The organism is Blastomonas sp. CCH1-A6, from assembly GCF_001556365.1.
In the GTDB taxonomy this organism is placed as follows: domain Bacteria; phylum Pseudomonadota; class Alphaproteobacteria; order Sphingomonadales; family Sphingomonadaceae; genus Blastomonas; species Blastomonas ursincola.
Map to the genome: position 1 here is coordinate 1 of NZ_LSIS01000173.1, position 22,037 is coordinate 22,037.

A 22,037-nucleotide genomic window follows, 5' to 3' on the forward strand; every position below is an offset into this window, starting at 1 on the left:
GCGCGCTGCGTTGTCGAGGGTGAACCGCGCCTATGCCGGACGCATCCATGCGCGCGAGCGGCGGACCGGGCATTTCTGGCAAGGCCGCTTCGGCTGCGTGGCGATGGACGAGGAGCATCTGATGGCGGCGCTGCCCTATGTTGCGCTCAATCCTGTCAGGGCGCGTCTGACCGCGCGGGCAGAAGACTGGCGCTGGTCGAGCGTGCATGCGCTGCTCGATCCGGCCTGCGGCGACGGTCTGACCGACACGGCCCCTGTTCTGGAGCGGGTGTCAGATTTTGCCGCGCTGCTGCGGTCAGGCGAGGATGAAGCCATGTCGCTGCATCTGCGTCGCGCTGAAAGCACCGGCCGCCCGCTGGGCGACAGCGGGTTTCTTGACAGGGTCGCAGCCATATCGGGCCGTGACCCCAAGCCCCGCAAGCGCGGGCCGCGGGCAAGGCAGGAGAAGGATTAAGTGCACTGTCACCGTAATTCATCACGAGAGGTTAAGCTCGAAGCAACCGATGGAGACGGCAATACGATCACCGAAACAACGACTGCCGGGGCTATTGCCGACGGTCTGATCAAATCGGAGGTCACATACTCGCAAAGTGACGGTGGAAGAGGTTGGAACGCATCTACCGATGTCGACACCGGTAACATCACCCTGTATGGAAGAGGTGTTCGGCAGGACGACACTGGCTTGGCACGAACTATTATTCACGAAGGCGCCCACACAACCGATGCGAACCGCGCATTGCGAAGTGCATATGAAGATCGCGGTGGCATATGGGGGCGCGCCGGAAGGGCGATCGGACTGTCTGACGACCGTCACTTCAATCCTGCGCATCAGAGAAGCTTTAGGGCTGCAGCGCGAAACCTATTCGGCATAAAGGTCCCATGAACAATGAAGGCGTTCGCCAGCATGATAGCGATCCAACTATGTGCAGTTGCCGCCGCTTGCAGCCCCGCATCTACACCAATCTGCAACCCTGCGCTCTTGCCGTACCAGTACGAAGCTCGTGGTGAGAATGATCAGTACTTTGCTACGTTAATTCCTCTTGGATCGAAGGCAAAGGAACAGACGTTCTTTCTATCGCAATCGGGGACCCCGTTGATCGATGAAGGACCCTTGCAAGGCGGTGATCCGGCAGGCTTCATTGTCAGATTTGAGCGAACCGAGACAGGAGTGAGTGCAAGCGAACTGGGGTTGTCCATTCCAGCTACAGAACAGTCGAAGGAGGTCACGCACTTTCAAGCTCGGGGTAGAGATTTTTCTCTCGTTTCCTGTGACGGCATTTTCTCTGACAAATTCAAATCCGAGTTCCCTCATTTGTTCGGGTAAATTTGAGTAAATTCCGAGGGCAAAAGTTCAAGCTTCGAATTCCGGTGAAGGTTGCAACAACCCCCAGGTTGATTGGAATTTCCCCGGTGCTCGAAGCGGTCGAGGCAGGCCTGCGCACCGGTAGGCTGCTGGCCGACGCAGCATCATAATTCCGGGGACACTAATTCCGGGGACACCACAAATTCCGGGGACACGATACTAAATAGACCCTATGCAATTCAATTACGGTGACACGTGCATAAACCCCCAAACACCTCTCCCCTTCAGACGGAGCGAAGCTGATCGCATCCTGGCCCGCCTTCCTCGCCTCGTCCTGCCGGGCATCCCGCATCACATCACGCAGCGTGGCAACCAGCGGGAGCGGACGTTTTTGAAGATGGCGATTATGCGCTGTATCTTGATCTGCTGGCGCAGGCTGCGGGGCAGGCGCGCGTGGCGATCTGGGCCTATTGCCTGATGCCCAACCATGTCCACATCATCGCCGTGCCTGAAGATGTGGACGGATTGCGGCGGACCTTCCGGTTCGTGCATCGCCATTATACTGGCTATATCAACGCGCTCCTGCGTACCACCGGTCATCTTTGGCAGGGCCGGTTTTCATCCACTGCGATGGACGAGGAGCATCTGCATCACGCTTTCCGTTATATCGCGCTCAATCCGGTCCGGGCGCGGGTGGTGGAGCGGGCGGAAGACTGGCGGTGGTCCAGCACCTCGGCGCATCTGGCAGGAGCGGACGATCATGTCGTCAAGGTCGCGCCCGCACTCGAACGGGTCGGTGATTTTGCGGCGTTTCTGGGCGAACCCTTCGATGAAGCGATGAGCTATGCGGCATTGCGCAAGGCGGAGTCCATCGGGCGACCAATCGGCTCAAAAGCCTGGCTCGCCGCGATGGAGGCGAAGGCCGACCTCAGCCTCATGCCGCAGAAGCGAGGGCCGAAGCCTGCAAGCGGGTCGTCGGAACGCAAAGCTGCTAAATAGACTGCAAAAATTGCATCCATTATGGATTTATATTTGCTTCATAATGAATTCATTTCACCGCATCGCAAAGCGACGCAGTTGCTAATGCCAAGGCTAGTGTCTCAATCACTGCCAATATTCTTTGGGTTGGCAAAGTCTTGGCGCACCTGCATATTCACCGCCGAATCTGATTTTCTACGGGGTGCAGGGTGACGGCGATCGTTTCTCGATTTTCTTTGGGCATGATGGGCCTGCTGGTCGCCGCATCCGAGTCTGCGCTGGCGCAGGATGCGCTGGGCGATCCGGCGGGGTCGGGCGTGCTGGTCTCTGCCGTGCAGTGGCTGCAAGGGACGCTGCTGGGCACCATCGCAACGGTGGTCGCGGTGATTGCGGTGGCGGCAGTCGGCTTCATGATGCTCACCGGGCGGATCAACTGGCGCTATGGCGCGACGGTGATCCTGGGCTGCTTCATCCTGTTCGGCGCGGCGAGCATCGTCGCGGGGATTCAGTCGACCGCGACGCTGGGGAATTGACGTGGTGGAGAGCATCGAGCGGACATCGGTGTTCATCGCGCTCACGCGGCCGCAGATGTTCGCCGGGGTGACCTATAGCTATTTCGTCGCCAATGCGGTTGTCGCAACCGAACTGTTCCTGATCTTTCGCTCGGGCTGGATCGTCGCGGTGGCGTTGCTGATCCATCTCGCCGGCATGTTGCTGTGCCTGCGCGAGCCGCGCTTTTTCGACCTGTGGCTGGTACGCCTCGGCCGCTGCCCGCGCATCCGCAACCATGCGATCTGGCAATGCAACTCCTATCAGCCCTGATGCTGCCTGCGCTGACGAATGATCCCAAGGTCATCGCGCGCGAGAAACAGGCGGGCGAGCATCTGCCTTATGCCCGGCACGTCAACGATCACACGATCGAGACGCGCGATGGCATGCTGATGCAGATGCTGCACCTGCGCGGCCTGCATTTCGAGACGGCGGACAGCGAGGAGATAAACTATCGCGCGCGGCTGCGCGATGCGATGCTGCAGGCGATCGGCAGCCCGAGCTTTGCCATCTATCACCATATCGTCCGGCGGCGGGTGGACATGGCGCTGGAGGCTGAGTTCCCCGACCGCTTTTCGCAGCGGCTCGATGCGGCTTGGCGCACACGGCTGCAATCGCGTCAGCTCTATATCAACGACCTGTTCCTGACTCTGGTGCGCAGGCCCCTGCGCGGCCAGGTCGGCGCGCTCGACCGGGTGCGCGCGCTGCTCGGGCGCACGACGCTCGACCGCGAGGCGGAAGCCGCGCAGCATCTGCGGCAGCTCGACAATGCGCGCGACGCTCTGGTCACGGCGCTGGGCAGCTATGGGCCGCGCCTGCTCGGCGTATATGATACGCCGCAGGGGCCGTGTTCGGAGCCGCTGGAGTTCCTCTCTTCGCTCTTCCACGGCGAGATGCGCCCCGTGCTGCTGCCGCGCCAGGATATCGGGCGTTATCTGCCCTATCGCCGCATCAGCTTCGGGCAGGAGACGGTCGAGCTGGGCAAGGCGGGGCTTTCGCCGCCGAGTTTCGTCGGTGTCGTGTCGATCAAGGATTATCCCGCGCAGACCGCGCCAGGCATGTTCGACGAACTGTTGCGGCTGCCGTTCGAGATGGTGCTCTCGCAGAGCTTCGGCTTTGTCGATCGCTCGGCGGCGCTGTCGCGGATGAACCTGGCGCTGCGGCGGATGCGCTCGGCTGAGGATGAGGCCTTGAGCCTACGCGACGAGCTCGCCACCGCCAAGGATGATGTCGCGGCGGGGCGCGCCGGCTTTGGCGAGCATCACATGACGCTTGCGATCCGGGGCGGCAGCCTGGGCGAGGTCGACCAGGGCGTGGCCGAAGCGCAGGCGATGCTCGCGGACCTGGGCGCGATTGCGGTGCGCGAGGAGATTGCGCTCGAACCTACCTTCTGGGCGCAGTTTCCGGGCAATTTCCGCTATATCGCGCGGCGCGGTCTCGTCTCGACAAAGAACTTTGCGGGGCTTGCGAGCTGCCACAATTTCCCGCTGGGGCAGCCCCAGGGCAACCATTGGGGCGATGCGGTCAGCCTGTTGGAGACCACGGCGGCGGGGCCTTATTATTTCAATTTCCACCAGAGCGATCTCGGCAATTTCACCGTCATCGGTCCTTCGGGGTCGGGCAAGACAGTGGTGCTCAATTTCCTGCTCGCGCAGGCGCGCAAGTTTTCGCCCCGCATCGTGTTTTTCGACAAGGATCGCGGTGCTGAGCTGTTCATCCGCGCGATCGGCGGCAGCTATGATGTGCTGCGCCCCGGCCAGCCTTCGGGGCTCAACCCGTTGCAGATCGAGGACACGCCCGGCAACCGGCAGTTCCTGATCGAATGGCTGAGCCTGCTGGCGGGCAGCGTCGATGTCGAGGAAGCGGCGCAGATCAAGGACGCGATCGACGCCAATTTCCAGCAGCCTGCCGAGCATCGGCGGCTGCGCTATCTGGTCGAGCTGTTCCGGGGCGGCCATCGTCCGCGCAGCGATGATCTGTGGTCGCGTCTGCGACCTTGGTGGGGCGAGGGTGAGCACGGCTGGCTGTTCGACAACCCACATGACCTGACCGATCTCGATGCCGAAACGGTCGGGTTCGATATGACGCAGATCCTCGACAATGCAGCGCTGCGCAGCCCGGCGATGCTGTACCTGTTCCACCGCGTCGAGCAGCGGCTGGACGGGACGCCCGCGATCATCGTCGTCGATGAAGGCTGGAAGGCGCTCGACGACGATGTGTTCGTGCGGCGGATCAAGGATTGGGAAAAGACCATCCGAAAGCGCAACGGCATTGTCGGCTTTGCCACGCAAAGCGCGCAGGATGCGCTCGAAAGCCGGATCGCGAGCGCGATCATCGAACAGGCAGCAACGCAGATTTTCATGGCCAATCCCAAGGCGCGCGCGGCGGACTATATCGACGGGTTCGGGCTGACCGCGCACGAGTTCGATCTGGTCCGCACCCTGCCGGACAGCGCGCATTGCTTCCTGATCAAGCACGGCTCGCACAGCGTCGTGGCGCGGCTCAACCTGTCGGGCGAGCGCGAGATCCTGACCATCCTGTCCGGGCGCGAGAGCAGCGTGCGGGCGCTCGATGAGCTGCGTGGACGGGTGGGCGATGATCCCGACATTTGGATCCCGGCGCTGATGGAGGCGCTGTGATGGCCTGCCCGGTTCCCACCCCAGGCGGCAATTTCCTGGGCGACACGCTGCGCTTCCTCGATTGTCAGGCGCTGACCATCGGGGCGTCGGGCTATCAGGCGCTGGCAAGCCCCGGATCGATCCTGTGGACGCTGCTGACAGGGTTGCTCACCATCTTCGTCGCGATCTTCGGCTATCGCATGATCCTGGGCGAAGTCCCCAGCGTGCGCGAGGGCGTGCTCGCCTTTGTGAAGATCGGGATCGTGCTGACGCTTGCGACCAGTTGGCCAGCCTATCGCACCCTGGTGTTTGATGTCGCTGTCAGGGCACCTGCGGAGCTCAGCGCGAACATAGGCCGCGCGTCGGGTCTGCCGGGTAGCGAAGGTGGCATGGTTTCGCGGCTGGAGGCGACCGATGCCGCGATGGTGACGCTGGCCATCGAGGGGACGGGCCTGAGGTCCGCCAATCTCAACACCATGCCGCCACTTTTTGCCGGATTTGAGCCGTTCGCCCTGGGCGGGGCACGGATGCTGTTCCTGCTCGGCGTGCTGGGCGCATTCGGAGCGGTGCGATTGGTCGCCGGGTTGCTGCTGGCAATCGCGCCGGTGTTCATCGCCTTCCTGCTGTTCGATGCGACGCGCGGGCTGTTTGCCGGCTGGTTGAGGGTGCTGCTCGGCGCAGCTCTGGGAAGCCTCGGCACCGCGATCTTGCTCGGCGTGCAGCTCGCGCTTTACGAGCCCTGGCTGACCAGCCTGCTGAACGCGCGTGCCGCCGGGATCGCCGTGCCTTCCGCGCCGGTCGAGCTGCTCACCCTGGGGCTTTTGTTCGTGATCCTGTTGATCGTAACGATTGTGGCATTGGCGCGGCTGGCCTGGGGCTTCAGCTTCGCGCCGTCAGCACCGATCTTGCCCCTGGTCGGCCTGCCGACAGGACGTTCGCAGTTACCGGAGCGCGTCGCAACGACCTTGTCCGCACCTTCCGGACCGGACCGGTCGCGCGCAGCCATGGTCGCCGACGCCGTGGCCTCGGAACAGCGACGTGAAGCGAATGCTGCGGTGCTGGCCCTTGCGGGGCCACAGCGCATACCCGTTCAGGCATTGACCCGGCCGGAGGCGTCAGCGGCGATCACTCCCCTCGGGCAATCGCATCGGCGCAGGACGGTGCGCCATGTCTCGCGCAGCGCCAGTACAAGGGATGCCCGCGCGTGAAGCTGGATAGCAAGGCAGAACGCGAAGCCTATTATCGCGAAGCCGCCAGCTGGGCGCAGGACCAGCAACAGGCGCTGCGCTCCTCTCGGCGGATCGCGTGGATCGTTGCCAGCATCGCGACCGGCATTGCGGTCATGCTGGCGCTCACGATCATGCTGCTCACGCCGCTCAAGACCGTGGTGCCATATACCTTGCTGGTCGATCGTCAGACCGGCTTTGTTCAGGCGGTCGATCCGCTGGAGCCGCAGCGGATCTCGGGCGATGCGGCACTGACCCAGTCCTTCCTCGTGCAATATGTGATCGCGCGAGAGAGTTTCGATATTGATGCGGTCCAGGCCAATTATCGCAAAGTCTCGCTCTGGTCGGCAGACAGCGCGCGCACGCGCTATGTCGCGATGATGCAGGCGACCAATCCGGAAAGCCCCCTCTCGCGCTATCCGCGATCGACCGTCATTGATACTCTGGTCAAGAGCGTGTCGCCCATGGCGAACGGCAAGGCGATGGTGCGCTTCGAGACCCGTCGCTCGGACAGAGGTGCCCCGCCGCGCGTCACCGGCTCCTGGGTCGCGCTCGTCAGCTATCGTTTTGCGGGCGAGCCATTGCGGGTCGAGGACCGGTTCCTCAATCCGCTTGGCTTTCAGGTGGTACGCTATCAGCGCGATCCTGAGGCTCTGCCTCCACCGGAGCCGGTGATGGTGCAGCCAGAGACGGCACTGACCGCACCTGCAGGGCGCCCTCAAACCCCACCGGCTATGCAGCGGCGGCTTTCCGACAGGCCGCAGCCATGATCTGGTCCGGCATGATCGTCTTGTGGATGCTGCAGATGCCGTTTCCGGGGATGCCACCGATGCCGCCCATGTCGCCGATGAACATGCCGAGCGACCCGCGGCTTCGCACAGTCGAGTATCAGCCCGAGCAGATCGTTCGGCTGGAGGTCGCCACCGGGTACCAGCTTAGTGTCGAATTCGCACCCGATGAGAAGATTGAAACCGTAGCGGTCGGCGACAGCGGTGCCTGGCTGGTGACCGCCAACCAGCGCGGCACGCACCTGTTCATCAAGCCAACCAGTGGCGATGCAGACAGCAACATGACGGTGATTACCGATACCCGCGTCTATCTGTTTGACCTGCATGCGCTGGAAAGTCCCAATCCCGGCATGGCCTATTCCGTCCGCTTCGCCTTTCCGGCACCCAAGGCCGCTCCACTTGCTGGAGGCAGCGAAGCCGACGAGGTGGAAGGGGAATATCGGCTTAGCGGCGATCATCGGCTCTATCCCAGCCAGATGGGAGATGATGGCGTCCATACCTATATCATCTGGCCGGAAGAGGTTGCGCTTCCTGCCATGTACACCGTCGATGAGCGCGGCGAGGAACGGCTGGTCAATGGTGCGATGCGCGATGGCATGTTTGTCATCGACGCAGTGGCCCCTAAGCTGACTTTTCGCATCGATAATCGCACGGCGCATGCCCGAAGGATCGTCCCCAAGGAGGATCGCTGATGGCGAGTAATCCCGACCAGCAGATTGCGGCGGAGCTCGATATCCGCCCCAGCGTCGCGCGCACCCGCAAGCCACTTCCGCCCTGGGTGTTCTTCGGCACTCTGGCATTCATAGCCGTTATACTGTTTTTCGTGCTGGATAGCCGAAGGCGTGCGCTTCACGCTCCCGCAGTGGCAGCAGGCCAGGTCGATCTCGCTGGCGGCACCGCTGCACCGATGCTTTCTATTCCTCCCGATCTCGAACAGGCCGCGCCAATCGTTCAGCCTGCACCGCCGGTTGCAATCATGCCCGAAAGGCCAAGCATGCCGCCGCGTCCGGTTGTGCCGCCGGCAACGCAATCGCCTCCGGTTCAGGCCTATTTTCCCCCTGCACCTGCTGGTGGCGGCAATGCGCCTGCACCAAAGGCGAACAACAGCGCTCCCGTTCTGGTCATCGACAATGGCGGTATTGGCCGAGCCCAAACGGCTCCGCGCCAGGCTGGGCAGGAAGGCGAGGGGGCGCAATCGGCAAGCGGGGGTGCTGCCACCAGGGTCCAGCGCGACACCAGCCGTCAGCGGGCAGGTTCCTTCGCCAACCGCAGCACATCGGTGGTGCAGGGCACATTGATTCCGGCGGTGCTGGAGTCAGCGCTGGACTCGACACGGCCAGGGTTCGTGCGCGCGATCGTGTCGCGCGACGTGCGCGGGTTTGACGGCACCAGAGTGCTGATTCCGCGCGGCAGCAGACTGATCGGAGAATATGAGTCCGACGCCAAATCTGGCGAAAACCGGGCGCTCATCAACTGGACCCGGCTGATCCGCCCGGACGGTGCGACTGTTGCGATTGACTCGCCTGCCGCCGATCCGCTGGGCCGCAACGGCGTTCGGGCACGCGTGAATTCGCATTTCCTGGAGCGGTTTGGTGGCGCGATCCTGCAATCGGTGCTGGATATCGGTGTCAATGCGGCCGCGCGCGCCGTGGACTCGCCAACGGTGATTGCATTGCCCGGCTCCTTCGGCGGCGCGGCAAGCCAGCGTATCCAGCCACAACAGGTGACGCCGACACTGACCGTCAAGCGCGGCACCAGCATAAGCATCTTCGTGGCGCGCGACCTCGATTTCACCGGCGTGGAACAGGCTAGGCGATGAACGCCAGCGTTGCTGCGACAGGTCAGGTTTATCTGGCCAGTTACCTTGCGCCGCTCGGTGCAGCACTGGCGCGGCCTGACGTCACCGACATCTATGTTAACCGTCCTCATGAAATCTGGGTCGAGACCATGGGAGGCCTTTCGGAACGTCTGGATGCACCCGATCTGGGGCCATTGACGCTCGAACGGCTGGCGCGGCAGATCGCGGCCCTATCGCACCAGGGCATCAGCCGTGAACACCCGCTGCTGTCCGCCGCCCTGCCCGATGGATCGCGCATACAGATCGTGATGCCGCCTGCCACGCGCGGACAACTCGCGCTCGCCATCCGAAAGCACGTCTCGCAAGACCTCAGCCTCGCCGATTACGCTCAGAGCGGTGCCTTCAGTCAGACGCGCACGGGAGACCAAGCGGACGACGAGCGGGATCATGAACTAGGGGCATTGCTATCGCAGGGCGATATTGCGAGCATGCTATCGCTCGCCGTCCGCCAACGAAGAAATATTCTCGTTTCTGGGGGCACCTCTACGGGTAAGACCACCTTCCTTAATGCACTGCTCCGCGAGATCCCGGCGGACGAGCGCCTGATCCTGATCGAGGACACGCCGGAACTGTCCATGACTCATGCCAATGCCATCGGCCTTCTGGCGGCGCGCAGCGAGCTGGGGGAGGCGCAGGTGACCGCCAATGACCTTGTCGCCGCCTCTCTTCGGCTGCGCCCCGATCGCATTATCCTGGGCGAACTTCGCGGCGGCGAAGCACTCGCCTTTCTACGCGCGGTCAACACCGGTCACCCCGGCTCGATGACGACGGTGCATGCGGACAGCCCCTTGGGCGCGATCGAGCAGATTACCTTGTTGGCATTGCAGACTGGGACACAGCTTGGCCGCGCCGATGTTCACGATTACGTCCGCTCCACCATCGACGTGTTCGTGCAACTGTCCAGGATCAAAGGCCGACGCTTGGTGTCGGCGGTAATCCTCCGCCCGCAGCAGGAGGTTGGCTGATGGGGTTGGCTGACCCGTTTTCGGCTGCCTATGGGTCTAGTGCACTGGCGGCAGCGTTCCGTTGGATTGAGGCGGCGTTGCTCGGGCCTATGGCCACTTCGCTTGCCATCGTCTCAGTTGGCATGGTTGGCATGGGGTTGATGACAGGCAGGCTCGATCTGCGGCGGGGAGCGCTGACCATCTTCGGGTGTTTTATCCTGTTCGGTGCGCCCAACATCGTTGAGGGCATGCTAGTTGCTTCAGCAGGGCGCGCCACCGGCTTCGATGCTCCCCAGCTCATCGCGGCCCCGATCGAAAGGATGCCGACCGTCGCTCCACCACCGGCATACGATCCCTATGCCGCTGCCACAGCACCTATATGGTGACGTTGGTCAAGGATCTGAAGGAGTGTCGATCAATTTCATAATAAAACCTCAAAATGAAGAAAATATTTAAAAAATCAAAACGGGTTTATTTGATTTTCATGTTGTGCAAATTTAATCTCTCGATATGAATCTTTGGTGCGAATCTATTTTGAATTTTTGTTTTCATATGTTGAAGAGGGTGTTTTATGGTGCCCCTAATACTGAGACAATGGCCATTTTATGCAATGCTCATGGCTCTCTTGTTGCCTGCTTCGCCCATTTCCGCGCAGGCAAGCTTGCCTGGCTCTGCTCCGCCCACATTGCCTGCTCCAACATGGCGCACCATCATCTCCGGCGGCTCTGTAGAATTTTACTTGACGCCTGACCTGGCGTGCCGCCGTCAGCATCAGTCGTTCAATCCCAATGCAACATACGAGCCGCCGGAATATCAGTCTCCGACTGTCTATGGCTGCAAATGGAAGGCGCGCCAGTTCGGCGGGCCGCCAAACTCGACCACCGTTCTGCCCTCGTTCGTGTCAATGGCATGTCCGGCGGGTTTCGTCTGGACGCGAACCGCCCAGTGCGTGCAGCCGCTCGACAACGAACCCGAATGCCCCTGTCCCGATCCGAGCAAGGCAAAGGCGCTCGGTCCCGCTGCAGAACGCGGCAATCCCGTCTCGTTGGTCACCGGCGCGAAGGTCGAACGCGCCCAGGATTATACGACCGCCGACGGTCGCTTTAGTGTGGAGCGCCATTATCGCAGCCGCCAGCATCAGGCGCAGCGGTACGCTCCCATGCCCATCCCCGGTTTTGGTCCCAACTGGCATGGCGTGGTACCGGGGCGGCTTGCCGCATATGGCAATTACACCGAAATGATCGAGTATCTCTCCGAGTCGGGGGGGGTCGATTACTTCCAGGTGCCTGGCCCATCGAACACGACTAGCTGGAATTATGTTACACCCGGCGGCGGACGGCGGAGGCTGACGGCGGTATCAATCCCGACAGTCTCGCGCACGACTTTCTTTCGCAACCAGGCGGCTGTGTTAAATGGTCCGGCCGAGTTCAAGCTCACCGAAGCGGATGGCAGTTACACCCTGTATCGTCGCAGCGCCAATTGGTCGTCAGCCGATGAGGTGCGCTATTTGGTCCCGATCCAGCAGGTGTCGCCTGACGGCTTTTCCCGCACGTTCGAATATGACGATACCAGCCAGTATCCCAGCAGGGTGCGTGACAGCTTTGGTCGCGAAATGCAGCTCAGCTGGACTGAGACCAAGCTCAAGGGCTTCCACGCGCCGACAAATGCGTTCTCGGTCTATGGAGGAGGCCTGTCATGGAAGGTCATCAGCCAGATCGATCTCCCGGATGGCACGAAGCTCGTCTACACCTATAGTGATACCACCACGGCCACCCGCAGCGGGCGCGAAGACCGGTTGATCCGTGTCAGTAGGCGCGATGCAGTAGGTACAGAACTCTGGGCGAGAGCGTATCTCTACGAAAATGCCGCCTTGCCTTATGCACTGACTGGTCAGGTCGATCAAAATGGCGCGCGCCTCTCGACCTACACCTATCATCCTTCGGGCCTGGTTCAATCGACCGAGCGCGCCGGCGGATTTGACAAGATTCAGCTTCAGCATAGCTTTGTTGCGCCCGGCACCACACCGCAGGCCATCACCAACTACCGTGCGGTGACAAATCCGCTGGGTCGGGTGGAGGCCTATGCGTTCTGGCGCCTCTCCTATTTTGCGCCGGGTAACATGCCGGCTGTGATCGATTGGGTGGACGGCTACGCAACTGCGACCGTGCCTGCCGACAGCATAGACTATGGCTACCAGGCTCCGACCTACGACAACAGCGTTCGCCTGCTTTCAAGCGTTACTGATCCACGGGGTGTCAGAACCAACTACACCAACGATCAGAACAATCGCCGTCCCACGGCGATTGTCGAAGCGGCATCGACAGCTTCGGCGCGCACGACCAACATCCAATGGCATCCAGTGTTCGATCTGCCGGTACAAATTGATATCCCCGGTCTGCGCACACAAATGACCTATAATGCCACGGGCCAGCTTCTATCGCGCAAGCTGACTGACACCACCACCCACACCCTGCCCTATGCGACGAGCGGGCAGGCGCGGACCGAAAGCTATAGCTGGTCGGCCCAAGGCCGCCTCCTCTCGGTCAACGGCCCACGCCCTGTCAATCAGGCGGGGCAAGACGACGTTACAACCTTTGCCTATGATGCCATTGGCAATTTGGTGACGATGACCAATCCGCTGGGCCACGTCACCAGCTATGCTGGGCACGACGCAAATGGCCGCCCTGCCAGCATCACCGATCCCAACGGAACCGTCACCGAGCTGGTCTATGACCCGCTCGGGCGGCTGCTCGAAACGCGGGTGAAGGATCCTGCCGGGCTGGCTCCGGATGCGGTGACCGCGCTGGAATATGACGTTGAGGGACGCGTGGTCGGCGTGACCCTGCCGCAGACGCTCAAGCTGACGATGGGCTACAACCTCGCCGGGCTGCTGACCGCGATCACCGCACCGAATGGCGAGAGCATCGCTTTCAACCACGATGCGATGGGCAATGTAACGCAGCGGCAGGTCAGGCGCGCCGATGGCAGCCCCAGTAGCACCATTGCCAGCGCCTTTGACAGCCTGGGGCGGATGCTCAGCCTGACCCTGGGCCCCAGCCGGACTACCAGCTGGACCTATGACAAGAACGGCAATGCCACCCAGATGGTGTCGCCGCGCAACCATCCGCTGGCGGCCAGCTTCGATCCGCTCAACCGCTTGGTCTCAACGTTGGCACCCGATGCCGGAACCACCAGCACGACCTATAACTCGCGCGACGAGGTCACCGCATTCACTGATCCAGCGGTCGTCACCACCGGCTTCGTGCGCAATGGCTTTGGCGAGGTGATCCGGGAGACCAGCCCCGACCGCGGCACCAGCATCTATTATTACGACGCTGCGGGCGACATTGTGGCGACCATTGACGGCCGTGGCCAGCGGATCGATTATCTCCGCGACATACTCGGCCGGGTGGTGAGCGCTACGCCGCAGGGTCTGGCTGCGCAGGCCACCACTTATATCTATGACAGCGCCGCCTTGCCCGGCTCCGCATCGCTAGGGCAACTGTCTAGCGTGACCACTGGCAGCGTCGATGTCCGCTTTGCCTATGATCATCGCGGCAACGCCACCATGAAGCAGCAGCGCATTGGTGGCGGTGAATGGCTGATTTTGGCGCTGAACTATGATCTGGCCGACCGGATTACTGAGGTCACTTATCCTTCGGGGCGCAGCGTCGCTTATGCTTATGATCCGCTCGGCCGGGTCGAGACGGTGCGCACCCGCGAGGCTGCCGCTGCCGGCTGGACCGATCTTGCCGCCAACATCGTATACGAGCCCTTTGCTGCAATCAAATCAGCCGATCTGGGCAGCGGCCTCAAGCTTTCGGTCGACTGGGGCAATGACCAGCGGCTGGCCGGACGTCGGGTCTATCGCAGCAATGGCACCGACATATGGCATGCGAGCTATGCCTATGACGCGAATGACAACATCACGGCGATCACCGATCTGGTCAATCCGGGGAATTCGCGCAGCTATGGCTATGACAGCATGGACCGCCTTGTGCGAACCGATGGCGTATTGGGCAGCTATGGTCGCGAGGATTATGTGCATGATCGCAACGGCAACCGGCTGGCTATCCAGCGCCGGGTCAATGCCGGTGATGCGACGCCCGCCGATACGGAAAGCTATGCACTGGCCAGCGGCACCAACCAGCTGGCCTCGGTCACTGGCGCATCGGGCACACGCAGCTTCACGCACGATGCGCGCGGCAATCTGACCGGCGATGCGCGCAGTTCAGGCCCGAACGTTACCGTCAGCTATGATGGCCATGCGCGTTTGGTCGGCTATGCCAATGGCGCAGGCGATGCCCAGGTCATGGCGTATAACGGGCTGGACGAGCGCGTCCAGCTGGTCACCACGCCTGCGGGCGGCGCTGCCGATACGCGGATGGTGTTCTATGACCTCGACCACCGCATCATCGGCGAATATGGCGCTGGTGGCGCGAGCGACCTCAAGGCGGAGTATATCTGGCTGCTGCCGCAAGTCGGCGCGGACGGCCCGTTTGGCGGCGATGACGGCACCGGCGGCTATATGCCGCTGGCCATCGCCATCGGTGCGGGCGGCGGGACAAGCCAGATTGCCTGGACGCACGGCAACCATCTGGGCACGCCGGTGCTCACTACCGACGCCACCGGCACCGCGCTTGCCCCTTATGGCCACGCGCTGATCGGCTTCCCCGGCCAATGGCGTCCGGCCAATGCGATTGCAGGCGCAGACTTCTACTACAACCGCTACCGCGACTATGACCCGACGCTGGGCCGCTATATCCAGGCGGACCCGATTGGGTTGGCGGGAGATGTCAATCCGTATGGCTATGTGGGCGGCAATCCGGTTAGTCAGATCGATCCTGAGGGGCTTTTTGGAAAGGAGATTGCAGGGTTACTGCTATTCGGTGGAGGTAACCTAGCTTACCAACTCTATCAGAATGGGGGTCGTGTCGAATGCATCAATTGGTGGGAGGCTGGCGAATGGGCGCTTACAGGTGCAACGCTTGGCTTCGGCTGGCAATGGAAGGCAAGCTGGGTTAAGTTAACGCCGGGGTCGATGAAGTGGGGTAACGCCTCCCGGCGAATACGACGGGCGGAGAATCTTGTTGGAAAGGATATTGACCTACATCATTGGGCATTGCCCCGACGGTGGGGAGATGGTCGGGGCGGCTGGAGAGATGGAATAGTAAATCATCCTTGGAACTTAAACCCAGTTCCGCGCGGCGCGCACCAGGCACTACATCAACGCGGAGCTTTGGGAGCGCTCGTGCGTGGATCACCAACACCTGTAAGAGGAGGTGTGGTGACTGCAATTGGTGCCATGGGTGTAAATCAGATTGGTGGTTACGATGAATGAAATGGGCAGCGCGCATAAGCCGTCAAAACCCTATCTTTTTTTTCACCCACAGTTTGTGCGTAAGCATACGGATGATAGTATGGATTACGAGTTTCCAGAGCTACTGCTCAAAACGGATGTTTTCCATAAGCCGTCTTTCGCCATTGACATCGACTGCCGTAGGTTTGTTCTAAAAGACGTGGTGAAGCGCCGGGCGGTATATGCTTGGTGGAACCTTCCTTTGATTCGAAGATGTAAAATTGTCTATGTTGATTATTGTTTTGGATCACCGGAGCAGCTGACTTTCGAGCAAGCGCGCGATGAGTTTGTTGATTATGTTTGTGCGCATCGGTGGTGGAGTAGCAGTCACGAGAGTGAAGAGCAATTCAGAAATAGAAATGCAAGATACTCTGGAATGGCTGAACTAATGGGGCCGGTGAGCCTTAAGGGAAAGTTGCCGAAAGTAAATCAGAAGTAGTATTTTCATGGGGATGGTTGCAAGGATGGGAATGAAGACCCCTTAACTACGCAACCATGCCAGTACCGCAGGCGATACGCGGGTCATGGCGTGCAACAGGTTGGACGAGCGGGTTCAGCTGGTCACTGCGCCAGCAAGCGGCGCAGCTGATACGCGGATGGTGTTCTACGATCTCGATCACCGCATCATCGGCGAATATGGCGCTGGTGGCGTGGGCGACCTCAAGGCGGAGTATGTGTGGCTGCTGCCCCAGGTCGGCGCTGGCGGTGCCTTTGGCGGCGGTGGATGGCGGAATGAGCTGCTGTGCGGCGGCGGCTCGTTTTGGCGTTGCGCCTTCAACGGCGATCCGCTGGCGCGCACAGCGGCGTGATGCGGGCGACTTTGCTGCCAAGCCCCAGGGTGGTGACATGCGGTCGCGTCGGATTGAAGAGCGGGCGTCGGACATTCTCGCTGTTTGGGAGGAGCGCAAGGACATCACGCTTGCAGAGCTGAGGTTGGTGCTGGCTGAAATGGGCCTGGCGATCTCTGTCGCCGGGCTTCACCGCTTCTTTGTGCGCCGCGGCATGACTCGCAAAAAAAGACTGGCCATGCTATCGAGCAGGACCGACCCGACGTCCTGACGCAGCGCCGGCGCTGGTTCGACGGCCAACTCGATCTCGATCCCGAGCGCCTGGTCTTCATCGACGAGACGTGGACCGCCACGAACATGACCCGCAGCCATGGGCGCTGCCCGAAGGGCGAGCGGCTGCGCATGGCCTTCCCGCATGGTCACCGCAAGACCACCACACTGCTGGCGGGCCTGCGCATGACCGGCATGGTCGCGCCGATGGTGCTCGACGGACCGATCAATGGCGACTGGTTCGAAGCCTACGTCACCAAGGTGCTGGTGCCCGAACTGCGCCCCGGTGACATCGTCATTATGGACAACCTATCCAGCCACAAGCGGGTCGCCGTGAAGGAGAAGATCGAGGCGATCGGCGCCACCCTTCGCTTCCTCCCGCCCTACAGCCCCGACTTCAACCCGATCGAAAAGGCGTTCTCCAGACTCAAGGCCATGCTGCGCAAGGCCGGTGAGCGCACGGTCCGTGGCCCATGGGACCTCATCGGCAGGCTCGTCGACATCTTCCAGCCCGACGAGTGAGCCAATTACTTCAGCTCTTGCGCATATGATCCAGACTGATCGAAAAACGCTCTAAATGCACTAAATTTGCGGCCCAAGCTACCCAGGTGCTTTCGGGTCCGTATTGGTATTGAGGCTAGATCCTGCATTGCGATGACGCTCAATCAGCTGGCGCAAGCTTTCAGTCAGCACGAGGGTAGCGGAACCCAGTTTTATTACCTCGACCTCACCCCGCGCGATCAGTAGGTACAGGGTGCTTCGGCTTATGCCAGTGAAGCGGCAGGCATCTTCCAGTCCGACCGTTTTGCAGCTGCCCAGCCCGAAATCTCTCCGGTTGCCTTTGTGCTGCACCCGGCAGACCCAGCTGCTGGTCCCTCCCGGCCTCTCGTAGCGAAAGAGGCCGTCGCCAAAACTGACACGGCGGCTGGACTGAGCCTTGCCTTCCGAACCGGTGTTCGAAGTCGTTTCCATGGACCTGATCATAAAATTTGTTCCCACATTGGCAAAAATGTCGGTCTGGACGACGTGGGACGCACAGGGATCCGAATCACCAGCGAACCCCGCAGGAAAGCTGGACTTTCGGAACTGATCAGGGATGCTGTGGGATTAGTAGGTGGCGGAGACGGAGGGATTCGAACCCTCGGTACCGGATTTACCAGTACGACGGTTTAGCAAACCGTTGGTTTCAGCCACTCACCCACGTCTCCGCATGGCAGCATATCGATGCTTGCTTGCCCCAGCTACGGGGCCGGTCGATTGGCCAGAGCGCGCTATAGCGGCGGGTGGGGCAGGGATCAACCGGTTAAGTTCGCTTTCCGCTTCCGCTTTTGCGCATTTGCTGTGGATGGCCCACAATCGCCCGATTCAACCGCATTTGTCGCAAATCGGACTCGGGTCGGCGCACCACCGACTCGGGTCATCGCCCATTCATTGTCTTGGGTCCAGGAATGCGGCGATTGTGGTTAATGATGCACAGGCGGGAGGCAAGCATGGCAATGGGCTGGTTCGGACAGGGTCTGGCGATTGTCGCCCTGGCGACATTGGGGCTGGGCGCTGGGCCTATGGCCGACCCGGCATCGGCCCAGGTCAGGACAATCGATCCCAATGACGCGATCGATGCAGACCTGGCGCCTGCACGCCCCGGCGGCACGGCCGAGCCGGCGCGCGAGGCGCCGCTCGATGGCGGATATGATTATGGCACGCCCGACAATGACACCACCAGCAGCACCGAATCGCTGCCTCCGGTGGCCGACGGTGCAGCACCTGCCGCGAATTCGGCGGTGCCGCCTGCGGTTTCCGGCAACGGCTATCAGAAGGACGATCTGATCGGCGCGGCCGAGGGCGTATTCGGCAAGGGCGCCGAAGGCCTGGCCGGGCTGATCGAGGACATCTTGCGCAAGCAGGGCGAGCCCAACGGCTATATAGTCGGGCGCGAGGCTTCGGGCGCGTTCGTCGTCGGTCTGCGCTATGGATCGGGCACGCTGCACCACAAGGTGGAAGGCGACCGGCCCGTTTACTGGACCGGCCCGTCGATCGGTTTCGATGCCGGGGCCAATGCCGGCAATACCTTCGTGCTGGTCTACAATCTCTACGACACCGAGGACCTGTACAAGCGCTTCGGCGCGGGTGAGGGCGCGGCCTATCTGGTCGGCGGGTTCCACACCAGCTATCTGCGCCGCGGCGATGTGGTGCTGATCCCTGTGCGCATGGGGCTGGGCCTGCGCCTCGGCGTCAATGCCGGTTACATGAAATTCACCCGCAAGCGGAACTTCGTCCCTTTCTGACGGATCGCTTCGCGGCAGACATAGCCCGCAGGGTCGCAACTGCCATGGGCAAATACGGGGCCGGTTGTCGCACGTCAAAGCGGCAGCCGGCCTTTTTGCCTTGCCCCGACGCGCATCGGTCGGCATGGAGGCTCGCGCATTTTCCTGACGCCGGAAGGGCTTTTCCGGCAACATTCAAAGCTGAAATGGGGGACTGACCCGTGCTGGAACTATTGAAGGCGCAACCGGCCGATGCGCTGCTCGCGCTGATCAAGCTTTATGCGGCCGATGACCGCCCGACCAAGATCGACCTGGGCGTGGGCGTCTATCGCACCGCCGATGGCGCGACGCCGGTGTTCAAGGCGATCAAGGCGGCCGAGGCGCGCCTGCTCGATGGCCAGGACAGCAAGAGCTATCTTGGCCCCGAAGGCGATATGGGCTTCGTCCGCGCGATCATGCCCTGGATGCTCGGCGATTTCGATCCGGCAGGCCGTATCGATGGCCTGCAGACTCCGGGCGGCACCGGCGCGGTGCGGCTGGCGGCGGACCTGCTGCTCAAGGCCGGCGTCAAGCGCATCTGGATGGGTACGCCCAGCTGGCCCAACCATGTGCAGATCTTCAACGCCGTTGGCCTTGCCAGCGAGACCTTTCGTCATCTTGATGTGGCGACGCAGAAGCTCGACTTCACCTCGCTCGAAGCCGCGCTCGACAAGGCCGATGCGGGCGATGCGGTGCTGCTGCACGGCTGCTGCCACAATCCCACAGGGGCGGATTACAGCGAGCAGCAATGGCAGCAGATCGCCGAGACGGTTGCGGCCAAGCGGCTCTTCCCGTTGATCGACCTGGCCTATCACGGCCTGGGCCATGGGTTCGACGCGGACGGCTATGGTCTGCGCACCGTGCTGGCCCAGGTGCCCGAGGCGCTGATCGCCTATAGCTGCGACAAGAATTTCGGCCTGTATCGCGAGCGCGTCGGCGCGCTCTACGTGATGACCGAAAGCGCCGAGCAGCAGCCGGCGATCCAGTCGAACCTCGCCGCGCTGGCGCGCGCCAACTGGTCGATGCCGCCCGATCATGGCGCGGCTGCGGTCCGCATCGTGCTCGAAGACGAGGGGCTGACCAAGATCTGGCTCGACGAGCTCGATTCGATGCGCGAGCGGATGCGCAGCGTGCGCGACACGCTTGCGTCCTACCAGTCGATCGGTTCGGTCAATCTGGCCGCAGTCGGTCAGCAGAACGGCCTGTTTTCGGTGCTGCAGCTGACGCCCGACCAGATTGCCGCGCTGCGCGCCGACTGGGGCGTGTACATGGCAGGATCCGGCCGCATCAACATTGCCGGCTTCACCGAAGCAAACATCCCGCACTTCATCGAAGGACTGCGCGCGGTCACCGCGTGATTTTCGCCTGACTGCGATCTGCCGCACAGCGCGCGCCCTGCGCGCCGTGTAGGCGGATCGTATGTCCTTGTGTTCCACCCTGTTGCGGATGCGCGATCATCTGGCTGCTCTGGCGGCGGCGATGCTGTGCGCGCATGCCATCGGCCTCATTCGTCTGTCCGACTTTGTCCCCCACGGTTCGCTGCTGATAGAGGGGCGCGCTGGCCAGCTGATCGGCGTCGCGCTGTGTGCGCTGGCCCATGCCATTGTGCTGACCGCGCTGTATCGCAGGCGTCTGGTCGCAGGGCCACTCTATCGCTGCGGCGAGACTCGGCCAGCCGATACCTATGGCCGGCCCTACTGCCCGGGCACCTCTCGCCTGCTCGAAAGCTGGCACTATCGTTGACCGGCGCGCGCGCAGCATTTACCGCTGGGTCCCATGAAACCACCCCATATCCTGCTGATCGTCGGCGGCGGCATCGCCGCGTACAAGGCGTGCGAGCTGATCCGGCTGATCCGCAAGGCGGGCATGAGCGTGCGCTGCGTGCTGACCGATGGCGGCGCGCAGTTCATCACGCCGATGACGCTCGCGGCGCTGAGCGAGAACGAGGTGTTCACCACGCTCTGGGATCTGAAGAACGAGACCGAGATGGGGCATATCCAGCTGAGCCGCGAGGCCGATCTGATCGTGGTCTGCCCGGCGACCGCCGATCTGCTCGCCAAGATGGCGGCGGGGATATCCGACAGCCTAGCGACGACGGTGCTGCTGGCGACCGACACGCCGGTGCTGGCGGTTCCAGCGATGAACGTGCGCATGTGGCAGCATGCGGCGACCCAGCGAAACGTCGCACGGTTGCGCAGCGATGGCGTGACGGTGGTCGATCCCGATGACGGCGCGATGGCGTGCGGCGAGTACGGTCCGGGCCGGCTGCCCGAGCCGGTCGCGATCATGGAGCGGATCGAGGCCGCGCTGGGGCGTCGTCCGATAGGCAAGGCAGGGCCGCTGGCCGGCAAGCGCATCCTTATCACCGCTGGGCCGACGCACGAGCCGATCGATCCGGTCCGCTATATCGCCAACCGGTCGAGCGGGCGGCAGGGCTTTGCGATTGCCGAAGCCGCCGCTGCGATGGGCGCGGACGTGCAGCTGATTGCCGGACCGGTGCATCTGCCGACCCCGCCGGGCGTGACGCAGATCGATGTCGAGACTGCGCGCGAGATGGCGGCGGCGGTCGATGCGACGCTGCCCGCCGATATCGCGATCCTGGTCGCGGCGGTGGCCGACTGGCGCACCGCAGATGCCGCGGAGCAGAAGATCAAGAAGACCGGCGGCGCGCTGCCGGTGCTGCAGCTGGCCGAGAATCCGGACATTCTTGCGGGGCTGGCAAGAGATGCGCGGCGGCCCGCATTGCTGGTCGGCTTTGCTGCGGAAACCGAGAATGTCATCGAGCATGCCCAGGCCAAGCTCGCGCGCAAGGGGTGCGACTGGATCGTCGCCAATGACGTCTCCGGCGATGTGATGGGCGGCAGCGAGAATGCGGTCCATATCGTCACCGCCGATGGCGTCGAAAGCTGGTCGAACCTGCCCAAGGACCAGGTTGCACGCAAACTCATGGAGAAGATTGCCGATGTCATCCGCTGAACACCCGCTGGCGCCCATCACGATCCGGCTCAAGCGGCTGGCGCACGGCGAGGGGCTTCCCGTACCTGCCTATGCCA

At 62.2% G+C, this 22,037-nt stretch carries 19 protein-coding genes, 1 tRNA gene and 1 pseudogene; 19 read left to right on the forward strand and 2 right to left on the reverse strand.

The window, feature by feature from the left end; genetic code table 11:
- From AX735_RS25700 to AX735_RS24200, 15 genes and pseudogenes are all read left to right on the forward strand, one after another.
- Nucleotides 1-454 (forward strand): transposase (locus tag AX735_RS25700; protein ID WP_066277687.1); only part of this gene is annotated, 454 nt, incomplete at its 5' end.
- Nucleotides 455-1,699: 1,245 nt separating this feature from the next.
- A pseudogene (locus AX735_RS06945) lies at nucleotides 1,700-2,302 on the forward strand (transposase); the annotation flags it as partial.
- Nucleotides 2,303-2,523: 221 nt separating this feature from the next.
- The gene (locus AX735_RS06950; protein WP_066277701.1) at nucleotides 2,524-2,814 is read left to right on the forward strand and encodes a TrbC/VirB2 family protein; all 291 of its coding nucleotides are present in this window, start codon (nucleotides 2,524-2,526) and stop codon (nucleotides 2,812-2,814) included.
- 4 nt (nucleotides 2,815-2,818) lie between these two features.
- On the forward strand, nucleotides 2,819-3,103 hold the full coding sequence (locus AX735_RS06955) for a type IV secretion system protein VirB3 (protein WP_066213224.1): 285 nt from the start codon (nucleotides 2,819-2,821) through the stop codon (nucleotides 3,101-3,103).
- Complete coding sequence (locus tag AX735_RS06960) at nucleotides 3,082-5,469, forward strand: VirB4 family type IV secretion/conjugal transfer ATPase (RefSeq protein WP_231750043.1); 2,388 nt, start codon at nucleotides 3,082-3,084, stop codon at nucleotides 5,467-5,469. The genes AX735_RS06955 and AX735_RS06960 overlap by 22 nt, the downstream gene beginning before the upstream one ends.
- Complete coding sequence (locus tag AX735_RS06965) at nucleotides 5,469-6,656, forward strand: type IV secretion system protein (protein WP_066277712.1); 1,188 nt, start codon at nucleotides 5,469-5,471, stop codon at nucleotides 6,654-6,656. Before AX735_RS06960 ends, AX735_RS06965 begins: the two co-directional genes overlap by 1 nt.
- Nucleotides 6,653-7,444, forward strand: coding sequence for a virB8 family protein (locus AX735_RS06970; RefSeq protein WP_066277717.1), 792 nt, complete (start codon nucleotides 6,653-6,655; stop codon nucleotides 7,442-7,444). Before AX735_RS06965 ends, AX735_RS06970 begins: the two co-directional genes overlap by 4 nt.
- On the forward strand, nucleotides 7,441-8,154 hold the full coding sequence (locus tag AX735_RS06975) for a TrbG/VirB9 family P-type conjugative transfer protein (RefSeq protein WP_066277725.1): 714 nt from the start codon (nucleotides 7,441-7,443) through the stop codon (nucleotides 8,152-8,154). The genes AX735_RS06970 and AX735_RS06975 overlap by 4 nt, the downstream gene beginning before the upstream one ends.
- Nucleotides 8,154-9,281 carry a TrbI/VirB10 family protein gene (locus AX735_RS06980; protein ID WP_231750044.1) on the forward strand — a complete coding sequence of 376 codons (1,128 nt, stop codon included), beginning with the start codon at nucleotides 8,154-8,156 and terminating at the stop codon, nucleotides 9,279-9,281. The genes AX735_RS06975 and AX735_RS06980 overlap by 1 nt, the downstream gene beginning before the upstream one ends.
- A complete protein-coding gene (virB11, locus tag AX735_RS06985; RefSeq protein WP_066277727.1) occupies nucleotides 9,278-10,285 on the forward strand; it encodes a P-type DNA transfer ATPase VirB11 in 1,008 nt (335 codons plus the stop codon). The genes AX735_RS06980 and virB11 overlap by 4 nt, the downstream gene beginning before the upstream one ends.
- The gene (locus AX735_RS06990) at nucleotides 10,285-10,650 is read left to right on the forward strand and encodes a TrbC/VirB2 family protein (RefSeq protein WP_066277731.1); all 366 of its coding nucleotides are present in this window, start codon (nucleotides 10,285-10,287) and stop codon (nucleotides 10,648-10,650) included. Before virB11 ends, AX735_RS06990 begins: the two co-directional genes overlap by 1 nt.
- 353 nt (nucleotides 10,651-11,003) lie before the next feature.
- Complete coding sequence (locus AX735_RS06995) at nucleotides 11,004-15,605, forward strand: RHS repeat-associated core domain-containing protein (RefSeq protein ID WP_171007823.1); 4,602 nt, start codon at nucleotides 11,004-11,006, stop codon at nucleotides 15,603-15,605.
- The gene (locus AX735_RS24930) at nucleotides 15,598-16,062 is read left to right on the forward strand and encodes a hypothetical protein (protein WP_137775980.1); all 465 of its coding nucleotides are present in this window, start codon (nucleotides 15,598-15,600) and stop codon (nucleotides 16,060-16,062) included. The genes AX735_RS06995 and AX735_RS24930 overlap by 8 nt, the downstream gene beginning before the upstream one ends.
- A gap of 100 nt (nucleotides 16,063-16,162) precedes the next feature.
- Nucleotides 16,163-16,432 (forward strand): hypothetical protein, encoded by a 270-nt coding sequence (locus AX735_RS26275; RefSeq protein WP_231750045.1) that lies wholly within the window; start codon nucleotides 16,163-16,165, stop codon nucleotides 16,430-16,432.
- A protein-coding gene (locus tag AX735_RS24200; RefSeq protein ID WP_231750046.1) for an IS630 family transposase occupies nucleotides 16,356-17,203 on the forward strand; the annotation gives its coding sequence in 2 pieces (ribosomal slippage) (nucleotides 16,356-16,646 and nucleotides 16,649-17,203; 846 coding nt in all). The genes AX735_RS26275 and AX735_RS24200 overlap by 77 nt, the downstream gene beginning before the upstream one ends.
- 78 nt (nucleotides 17,204-17,281) lie before the next feature.
- On the opposite strand, the gene AX735_RS26280 is transcribed toward AX735_RS24200, so the two are convergent.
- Both AX735_RS26280 and AX735_RS07010 read right to left on the reverse strand, forming a co-directional pair.
- On the reverse strand, nucleotides 17,282-17,653 hold the full coding sequence (locus AX735_RS26280; protein ID WP_082750980.1) for a helix-turn-helix domain-containing protein: 372 nt from the start codon (nucleotides 17,651-17,653) through the stop codon (nucleotides 17,282-17,284).
- Between the two features lie 143 nt (nucleotides 17,654-17,796).
- Nucleotides 17,797-17,889 (reverse strand) — tRNA-Ser (locus tag AX735_RS07010).
- Between the two features lie 288 nt (nucleotides 17,890-18,177).
- Here AX735_RS07010 and AX735_RS07015 point away from each other — a divergent pair.
- From AX735_RS07015 to coaBC, 4 genes are all read left to right on the forward strand, one after another.
- Entirely contained in the window at nucleotides 18,178-18,966 is a 789-nt protein-coding gene (locus tag AX735_RS07015) for a DUF1134 domain-containing protein (protein ID WP_082750981.1), read from the forward strand.
- A 200-nt stretch (nucleotides 18,967-19,166) separates the two neighbouring features.
- A complete protein-coding gene (locus tag AX735_RS07020; RefSeq protein WP_066277750.1) occupies nucleotides 19,167-20,342 on the forward strand; it encodes an amino acid aminotransferase in 1,176 nt (391 codons plus the stop codon).
- A gap of 61 nt (nucleotides 20,343-20,403) precedes the next feature.
- The gene (locus AX735_RS07025) at nucleotides 20,404-20,727 is read left to right on the forward strand and encodes a hypothetical protein (RefSeq protein WP_137775842.1); all 324 of its coding nucleotides are present in this window, start codon (nucleotides 20,404-20,406) and stop codon (nucleotides 20,725-20,727) included.
- 33 nt (nucleotides 20,728-20,760) lie between these two features.
- Complete coding sequence (gene coaBC / locus AX735_RS07030; protein ID WP_066277758.1) at nucleotides 20,761-21,960, forward strand: bifunctional phosphopantothenoylcysteine decarboxylase/phosphopantothenate--cysteine ligase CoaBC; 1,200 nt, start codon at nucleotides 20,761-20,763, stop codon at nucleotides 21,958-21,960.
- Nucleotides 21,961-22,037 lie beyond the last annotated feature (77 nt).

What these genes read in the sequence shown, in the direction of transcription:
- AX735_RS06950 (WP_066277701.1), top strand. Translation starts at nt 2,524, where the DNA reads ATGATGGGCCTGCTGGTCGCCGCATCCGAGTCTGCGCTGGCGCAGGAT.
- AX735_RS06960 (WP_231750043.1), top strand. Translation starts at nt 3,082, where the DNA reads ATGCAACTCCTATCAGCCCTGATGCTGCCTGCGCTGACGAATGATCCC.
- AX735_RS06965 (WP_066277712.1), top strand. Translation starts at nt 5,469, where the DNA reads ATGGCCTGCCCGGTTCCCACCCCAGGCGGCAATTTCCTGGGCGACACG.
- AX735_RS06975 (WP_066277725.1), top strand. Translation starts at nt 7,441, where the DNA reads ATGATCTGGTCCGGCATGATCGTCTTGTGGATGCTGCAGATGCCGTTT.
- AX735_RS06980 (WP_231750044.1), top strand. Translation starts at nt 8,154, where the DNA reads ATGGCGAGTAATCCCGACCAGCAGATTGCGGCGGAGCTCGATATCCGC.
- virB11 (WP_066277727.1), top strand. Translation starts at nt 9,278, where the DNA reads ATGAACGCCAGCGTTGCTGCGACAGGTCAGGTTTATCTGGCCAGTTAC.
- AX735_RS06990 (WP_066277731.1), top strand. Translation starts at nt 10,285, where the DNA reads ATGGGGTTGGCTGACCCGTTTTCGGCTGCCTATGGGTCTAGTGCACTG.
- AX735_RS24930 (WP_137775980.1), top strand. Translation starts at nt 15,598, where the DNA reads ATGAATGAAATGGGCAGCGCGCATAAGCCGTCAAAACCCTATCTTTTT.
- AX735_RS26280 (WP_082750980.1), bottom strand. Translation starts at nt 17,653, where the DNA reads ATGGAAACGACTTCGAACACCGGTTCGGAAGGCAAGGCTCAGTCCAGC.
- AX735_RS07015 (WP_082750981.1), top strand. Translation starts at nt 18,178, where the DNA reads ATGGGCTGGTTCGGACAGGGTCTGGCGATTGTCGCCCTGGCGACATTG.
- AX735_RS07025 (WP_137775842.1), top strand. Translation starts at nt 20,404, where the DNA reads ATGTCCTTGTGTTCCACCCTGTTGCGGATGCGCGATCATCTGGCTGCT.
- coaBC (WP_066277758.1), top strand. Translation starts at nt 20,761, where the DNA reads ATGAAACCACCCCATATCCTGCTGATCGTCGGCGGCGGCATCGCCGCG.